The 1,313-nt window shown below is 72.1% G+C and carries 1 protein-coding gene; it reads left to right on the top strand.

Features of this window, described 5'->3' with window-relative positions; translation table 11 throughout:
- Window positions 1–188 precede the first annotated feature (188 nt).
- Complete coding sequence (locus tag G6021_RS14290; protein ID WP_182617194.1) at window positions 189–1,073, top strand: sulfurtransferase; 885 nt, start codon at window positions 189–191, stop codon at window positions 1,071–1,073.
- The last annotated feature ends 240 nt before the right edge of the window (window positions 1,074–1,313 follow it).

Below are 1,313 nucleotides of genomic sequence, written 5' to 3'. Positions count from 1 at the left end.
ACGAGTTGGCGGACAGGAGATGCGATCGGGAACGGCCCCGACGCGAATCCTGTCCGCCAACTCGTGCCCGGGTGACCGCCCACGTCCCGCACCGCCCACACCTCCTCGCCCGCCCCGCGCCCGCGGAGTGACGGATCAGTCCCCGATGAGGGGATCCGCCTCGTCGTCATCGCGACTACCATGGACTCGTGACCAGAGCCACCGCACCCGCATCCGACACCCAGGCCAGTCCCCTCCTCGTCACGGCGCGCGAGTTGATCAGCGACGTGGCGAGCCTTCCCACCCCCGTGATCCTCGACGTGCGCTGGCGGCTCGGCGACGCCCGCGGGCGCGAGCACTACTACTCGGGCCACATCCCCGGTGCGCAGTACGTCGATCTGCCCACCGAGCTCGCGGGCCAGCGCAACGTCCGCGAGGGCCGCCACCCGCTGCCCTCGCCCGATGATCTCGAGGACGCCCTGCGCCGTGCCGGCGTGCACAACGACAGCCGCGTGGTGATCTACGACGACTCCGGTAACACCTCCGCGGCGCGCGCCTGGTGGCTGATGCGCTGGGCCGGCAAGGAGGACGTCTACCTCCTCGACGGCGGTCTCAAGGCGTGGATCGCCGAGGGCGAGGACCTGGCGGTGGGGCCGGGCAACCCGGTCGAACGCGGCGACTTCACCTTCAGGCTCGATCACATGCGCACGGCCGACATCGACGAGACGCAGGCCAGCCCCGAGGAGGGCGTCCTGATCGATGTCCGCGCGGCCGAGCGCTATGCCGGCCACACCGAGCCGATGGATTCGCGGGCCGGCCACATCCCGGGCGCCGTCAATCTGCCCACCTCGTCGTTCCTCGACGAGAGCGGTCGGTTCCTTCCCGCCGAGCGCATCCGTCAGATGTTCGCCGACGTGGGCGTGACCAGCGGGAAGGACACCGTGGTCTACTGCGGTTCCGGCATCCACGCCTGCCATGCGCTCGCGGCGATGGAGGTGGCCGGGATCGAGGCGGGGAGGTTGTTCCCGGGGTCGTGGTCGCAGTGGTCGGCGGATCGTCGGCGGCCGATCGCCCTGGGGGAGGACCCCCGCTAGCCCCGGGCCTCCGCAGCCTCCCGGGCCCGTCCAGGTCACGCAGCGCCGCGGTGCCTGGCGGGTAACCCCACCAGCGCTGACTACCCTCTGTGGACATGGTCGTGTTCTGGTTCCTCCTGGCCCTCGTGCTGCTCGCCGCGGCGCTCATCCTCCTGCGTCTGGACGCCAGACAACGCGGGGGCGCCGCGTCGCGTGGGACCCCGCCGGCGGTCGGCTCCGGGTCGGCGGGGGCGGGGGCCC

This window comes from Dietzia sp. CW19, from assembly GCF_014145265.1.
Classification (GTDB): domain Bacteria; phylum Actinomycetota; class Actinomycetes; order Mycobacteriales; family Mycobacteriaceae; genus Dietzia; species Dietzia natronolimnaea.
Note: the sequence above shows the minus strand (reverse complement) of the source record. Positions and strands in the feature narration are given on the sequence as shown.